Annotated in this window: 4 protein-coding genes and 1 pseudogene; 1 reads left to right on the plus strand and 4 read right to left on the minus strand. The window is 59.7% G+C overall.

Annotation, left to right across the window (positions count from 1 at the left end; translation table 11 throughout):
* A pseudogene (locus LWE61_RS20415) lies at nucleotides 1-240 on the minus strand (transposase); the annotation flags it as partial.
* 68 nt (nucleotides 241-308) lie between these two features.
* On the opposite strand from LWE61_RS20415, the gene LWE61_RS20420 reads away from it, so the two are divergent.
* Nucleotides 309-2,018: an acyl-CoA dehydrogenase family protein gene (locus LWE61_RS20420; protein ID WP_234152490.1), complete on the plus strand. Its 1,710-nt coding sequence runs from the start codon at nucleotides 309-311 to the stop codon at nucleotides 2,016-2,018.
* A 92-nt stretch (nucleotides 2,019-2,110) separates the two neighbouring features.
* Here the strand turns inward: LWE61_RS20420 and LWE61_RS20425 are convergent, their stop codons facing one another.
* The 3 genes from LWE61_RS20425 to LWE61_RS20880 form a co-directional block, all read right to left on the minus strand.
* Nucleotides 2,111-3,325, minus strand: coding sequence for an MFS transporter (locus tag LWE61_RS20425; RefSeq protein ID WP_234152491.1), 1,215 nt, complete (start codon nucleotides 3,323-3,325; stop codon nucleotides 2,111-2,113).
* The gene (locus tag LWE61_RS20430; protein ID WP_234152492.1) at nucleotides 3,322-4,119 is read right to left on the minus strand and encodes a sterol desaturase family protein; all 798 of its coding nucleotides are present in this window, start codon (nucleotides 4,117-4,119) and stop codon (nucleotides 3,322-3,324) included. The genes LWE61_RS20425 and LWE61_RS20430 overlap by 4 nt, the downstream gene beginning before the upstream one ends.
* 62 nt (nucleotides 4,120-4,181) lie before the next feature.
* Nucleotides 4,182-5,816, minus strand: coding sequence for a GMC family oxidoreductase (locus LWE61_RS20880; RefSeq protein WP_234152493.1), 1,635 nt, complete (start codon nucleotides 5,814-5,816; stop codon nucleotides 4,182-4,184).
* Between the last annotated feature and the right edge of the window lie 472 nt (nucleotides 5,817-6,288).

The raw sequence follows: 6,288 nt of genomic DNA on the forward strand, positions 1-6,288 counted from the left end.
AACTGCCCGATCTTGGCATGCAGCTTCTCTAAATCGGCCTCCATCGCGGCCTTGGCCGATTCCCCAACGCCCGAAAACGTCGCGGACATGCCCTCGACCGCTTGCCGCTTCCACGCCGCTATCATCGTGTAGTGGATGCCATGCTTGGCGCCCAGTTGCCAGCGTCAGATCGCCACGGATTGCCTCCAGCGCCACCTTGGCCTTGAATTCAGCCGAATACCGTTTCCTCGTCGTCTTCATTCCCGTCCATTCCTCAGGTCGGGATTAGCTTAGCACCCTGTCCGAATTTCCGGCACCACCTCACTGCTGTGGCCGCGTTCGTGCCCGGCGCGGGCGAAAGGCATGTCATCGCAGCCGGCGTCGACGCAGCCGCGATATGGGCGGCTGGTATCGAAGAGTGGAAACTTCTGACAAGCGCTGCCCAGATCGGACTTGCCCGCGAAGCTTTGACCAGCGCGGCTGCTTACGCCTGCGAGCGCCATGCTTTCAGTCAACCCATCGGCACCAACCAGGGACTTGCTCATCCGCTTGCTGACGATGTCATTGACGCCGATGGAGCTGCGCTGCTGCTGTGGTGGACGCTGCGGGCGATCGCTGACGGTCACCGTGATGCGGGTGCGACAATATCCTTGCTCTTTTGGTGGGCCACCCAAACAGCCAGCAGCAGGGTGGCACATGGGCTACATACGTTCGGTGGCTACGGCCTTTCGACCGAATATGATATCCAACTTTATCATCGCCGCGCCAAATCTTGGGCCGCCAGCATGGGCGATCCACGTGCCGAACTGATCCGTGGCGGCCGACGGCTGCTGCTAGGCGAACCGTGCATACTGCCCGATGTCGGCATCGTCGATGTGGATTTTGACGCACCGCCGGATGGGCAGGACCTTGCCGAAGAAACGCGGGCGCTCTTCGCGCGCATTCTGGAACCGGCGCACCACAATCTTGTCGACCATAATTTTGAGGCTCATGCTTGGGACGTACATCGCGCCCTTGGCGAAGCGCGCCTCCTTTACCCGGACTGGCCGGAAAAATGGGGTGGCCGCGGCGCCGATGCCGATGCCGATGCCACGAGGGCAAGCCTCTCTGTCTGGCAGGAGGTCGGCTATGCAGGGCTGGCACGCAGCATCACCGCGCTGGTGGGACATGCCATTTTGCATTTCGGGTCGACGGCATTGCGAGAAGAAGTCTTGGAACGCATGGCGAAGGGCGAAGCCACCGCCTGCCTAGGATATACAGAACCATCCGGCGGATCCGACGTCTTTGCGGCAAACACCAAGGCAGAGCGAGATGGCGAGGACTGGATAATCAACGGCCAGAAGATGTTCACATCAGGCGCCGAACTGGCCAGCTATGTGATGCTGGTGACACGGACAGACCCGGACGCCCCGAAGCATAAGGGCATAACGACGTTTCTCGTCCCGCTCGACAAGGCTGGCATCGACATTCACCCGGTCCATACGTTCATGGATGAACGAACCAATGCGACATTTTATCAGGATGTCCGAGTGGAGGATCGCTACCGCCTCGGCAAGGTGAATGAAGGCGCCAAGGTTCTCGCCGCCGCGCTCGGTTTCGAGCAGGGCGGCGGCTATTATCACATTCTCATGCGTGAGATGGCGGATAGCGTCACAGAATGGGCGCGCAGCACCAACAGAAACGGCCAGGCGCTGATCGAAGACAGCCACGTACTTGCCCGGATCGCAAAGGTGCATGCGGAGGCCCGCATCGCCGAGGTTCTCTCGGGGCGTGTACTCGGTACTCGGCTGGCGGGGGCGCAGGATCTCGCCTTCGGTCCCGCCGCCAAAATCTTTTCCACAGAAGCGTTTATCCGGGCCTCCTCCGACCTTCTCGATCTTGCTGCTCCGCGATCAACATTGCGGGGAAAAGACGGCCTTGGACTGGTAGAAAAAGGGTATCGCCACTCCAGCGCCACGACCATTTACGGTGGCACGAGCGAAGTCCTGCGTAATATGGTAGCGGAGCGGCGCCTCGGATTACCGCGCAGCCGGGCGTAACTTTTGACGATCTGGAGGGCAGACCGTCTTTGGCCAAGGAGTCGCGGATCGCCTGCCCATACTCATGCCCCCTCTCCTTCTGCCCGCTGGCATCACAGATCGGCGGCGTCCTCCCCCCGCGCCGCTGACCCAAGCGCCCCTAGCGAAATGGCCAGCGCGATGGCAATTGCCATCGCCGCAATCGTCCAGAGCGCTGCACTGGCTCCGCCATAGCGGGAGACAGGCTCCAAAATGAACTGTGTCAGGAATGGGCTGCCGTATAACGCACCCTTGACCAATCCTACCGTCTGGCCACGTTGTGCAGGAATTCCGACCGATAGCGCAAAGGCCGTCAGATTGGGAGTCATCATGCCAATCGCGAGGCCTTCGACCATCAATCCCAAACCCACCATGGCGGGCTTAGAAGCCAATCCCATAGCAATCAGGCCCATGGCGGAAAGACACGCCCCGACCACGAACATGGAGGTTATCGACATGTATCGGCGAAACACGCCATAGCCAAGCGCCGCAGCGCCAGACAGGAGGATATTGGGCAAGCCGTAGAGCGCAATATCCCTGCCCGTCTCGATCCCCACCTCCCGCAACCGGAATGGCCAGTAAAGCGCAGTCCCCATGGACAATGTCCCCATGAAAACCGCAAGTATTATGGCGCGCCATGGAATGCTGCGCGGCGAGGTAAATATCTGTGCGCGTGGCGCTGCTGTCCCCCAGCGTGGCGCGGCGTTGGGAATGCCTTTGGCCACAGCAAGTAGGACCGGAATGGCCAGCGCATAAACCGCAAAGCCATAGCGCCATCCCAGATCGGACATGGCCCCGACTACGGGACTGAGCACAAGGACGAAGAATGTCGCAACGCCCGCATTGAGGCCCAGCCATCTACCCTGGTGGCGTCCGCGGAACATGTCTCCGATGACCGCAGCGATACCAACCCCCATGGCGCCGCTCGCGATCCCTATGAAGAAGCGTGCGATGATGATCTGCCACAATTGCGTCATGAGCGTTATGGAACAACCGACCGCGCCGAACACCGCTGCGGCAGTTAGCAAAACCCGGCGGCGGCCCAGCCTGTCGATGGCAAATCCGCTCGCGGGTGCCCCAACCATCATGCCGAGGCCAGCAGCCGTGGCGACCGACTTTATCCAGATACCGTTGCTGCCATTATTGAACGCGTCATTGATGGATGGCAGCATGACGGAAACCGTGCCTGCTGCGATCGCCGGCAAGACACCCGTTCCTAATATGGCGATCCGCATAGCGGTCAATCGCGTCACCGATACGTTGGCACCCGATGCATCTGGATCGCTCACGTAGTCGCCTTTTCTCGTTTTGCGTCAGGCGCCCTGCGGATCGGCCGCGTCGTGATCTTTACGAAGTCCACCTCGTACCGTGGCCGGACAGTGCCGCAAATATGATCCCAGATTGTCGTGTAGCCGCCATAATTGCCTTTGAAATAGCGGTGATGCTGATCGTGAAAAGTCGCCGAGATGAACCATTTGGTCAGCCAGCTACGGTTCCACCAACTCGGCAGTATCTCAAAGCCCGAGTGAACATACTGCCCCATGACGACGGCGGTCGGTATCACGAAGATCATGGTCGTTTCATGCAGGGTCAGCAGACTGGTCAGCACAGGAACCCAGGCTCCCTCGATGATACCTTCGACGGGGTTCATCGAGAGTGATGTGACCGGATTGGGCGTGATCGATCCGTGGTGAACCTTGTGCGTCAGATTGTAGAAGCGCTCCATGTGCATCAGGCGATGCCACCAATAGAACCATGTGTCGAAGCCAAGGAAATAGATCGCATATTCCATGGCGATTACCCAGCCGCTGGCCGGTTCCGAATTGAAGCTGATCCAGCCTTTGGCCTTCAAAAAGGAACTCACGGCTCCGAGCACGAGGGTCGTCACGGAAACGTTGAAGACGGCCCAGCCGACCTCTCGCCTGAAAATGGGCCATTTGAAGCCATTCGGCTGGATCTTGCGGGCGCGGAAATAGCCCGTGAAAAAGCCTGTCGACAAACCGAAAATTGCGAGCAGCGCCAGCCACCAGGTCAGGGGATCGAGGCCCATCAGCATGTCTTTAATCTGGATGAAGTGATCCACCGCTTTGCTCCGCTAATGCAAAATATCTGAAACAGGGCTTCAGTTGGGGTTGCTGGAGGCCGTTAAGCCGCTGCTGCCTGCGACATCACCGCATTGTCCGCGAGGATGAAGTCCGCCGCCCGCAACCCGATGACCATCGCTGGACCGTTGGTATTGCCAGACACCAGCGTTGGCATGATCGATGTGTCCGCGACCCGCAGCCCCGTCACGCCGCGCACCCGCAGGCGCGGATCGACCACCGCCAGCGGATCAATGCCCATTCGGGCGGTCCCGGCGCTGTGAAAGCAGGGGCCGCTCATTGCCATCGCATGCGCCAAAATGTCATCGTCCGTTTCGACCAGCGCGGCGGGATGAATCTCTCTCACCACCCATGGCGCTAGTGCGGGCTGCGCTGCGAGCTTGCGCAACCATCGGAACGCCGAGACGAACCTCTGCCGGTCGATTTCCGCCGACAGATGATTGGCGTCGATATACAGTGGCGCATCGGGATCAGCAGATTCTATGCGTACCTCTCCCTGACTCTCCGGGCGCGTGAAATAGGCAAGAAAGGTAACGCCCTGACAGGGATCGAGACTGATCGCATTGCCGGTGCCGGTATCGCCAGCCGATATTGTCATCAGGCCAAATTGCAGATCGGCATGGTCCAGATGGGGCAGCGACTTGGCGAAGCCGCCGACCTCATGCGCCGCATGGCTCAGCGGTCCGCGCCTTCCCGCCATATAGCGCAGGAGCGACCAGAATATTCGCGCGCCGGTGAAGTCTTTGTTCTGGCTCCCGCCCCGTACCTCCAGCCTCAGGTCGGCATGGCGATGCTCCCGCAGATTGCGCCCGACGTCCGGCGCATCGACGATGATGTCGATGTCCAATGGAGCTAGGATGGAGGCCGGGCCGATGCCCGAAAGTTGCAGCAGCTTCGGCGTCTCGAACGCACCAGCCGACAGGATGATTTCACGGCGGGCATGGATGACACGCGAGCCTTTGCCGTCTCTGACCAGCACTCCCGCAGCGCGCTTACCCTCGAATATGATCCGCAGCGCGTTGGCGCCTGTCATGATCCGCAAGTTCGGACGGCGCCTTGCCATGTCTAGAAAAGCTTTGGCCGCGCTGAACCGGCGCCCATCGGAGCGCGTGGTGGGTTGGTAACCCATACCGCCTTCGCGGACGGCCGTAACGCCGTTAACATCACGGACCCGCGCAATGCCCATCTCGGCGGCGGCGTCGAGGATGGCTTCATACAGGGGCTCACCGGAGGGATGCGTCGTCACGCGCAAGGGCCCACCTGAGCCGCGCCATTCGTCGGCGCCCTGATCATGATCTTCCAGTTCAACAAATTTGGGGCCGATGTCGTCCCAGCCCCAGCCTGTGCACCCCATATCCCGCCATCCATCGTAATCCAGCGGTGCACCACGCATGTAGATCATGCCGTTGACGGAACTCGACCCGCCCAATGTGCGCCCCCGAAACCAGCGTTCCCTGGGAACATTGCCTCCGGGCGAGACCTGATATTCCCAGATCACCTTGCTGCCGGGATTGGACAACACGCCTATACCGCGCGGCATATGAATGAACATGCTGGTGTCAGCTGGCCCGCTCTCAACCACAAGTATCGTGTCGGAAGCGTCTGCCGACAAGCGCTCGGCCAGAGCACATCCTGCGGACCCTGCACCGATTATGATGTAGTCATATTGATCGGGCACGCGACACTCCTGACTTTCAGTGATTGGACTTCAGCAAAGCACCCAATTGAGCAGCGCCGCCCACCCGGTGCCCGTGGCGTGACTAATGGGCAACCACAGAGAATCAATTCTCACTAATTTTTGATTCTGTCAATTTACCGATAAAATATCTCTCACTTCACAAAGATTCCGATCGGCATAGCCACGTCTCACGCCCCTGCGAGGATTGACTCTAGTTCACACTCGTTGCAATGATAGACTCTCTATCATTAATGACATGCATAGCGTTCACATTATTGGTTCCTACCTATGGAAGATGGCGATGCTTCCGAGGAGCCGGATTGCAACGAACAGAGAAGAGGGCTGTGTAAATAGGCGTCGAACCGGGACCCCATATCGGCGTGCAATAGGGACCCCCTTTTCGGGTTGCCAGGCGGTTGTCCCGGTAGTCCATAGGAGGGACCCACGGCCGGCGCTGCGCGCCCCCCAAGCG

The organism is Sphingobium sufflavum (assembly GCF_021403115.1).
In the GTDB taxonomy this organism is placed as follows: Bacteria; Pseudomonadota; Alphaproteobacteria; order Sphingomonadales; family Sphingomonadaceae; genus Sphingobium; species Sphingobium sufflavum.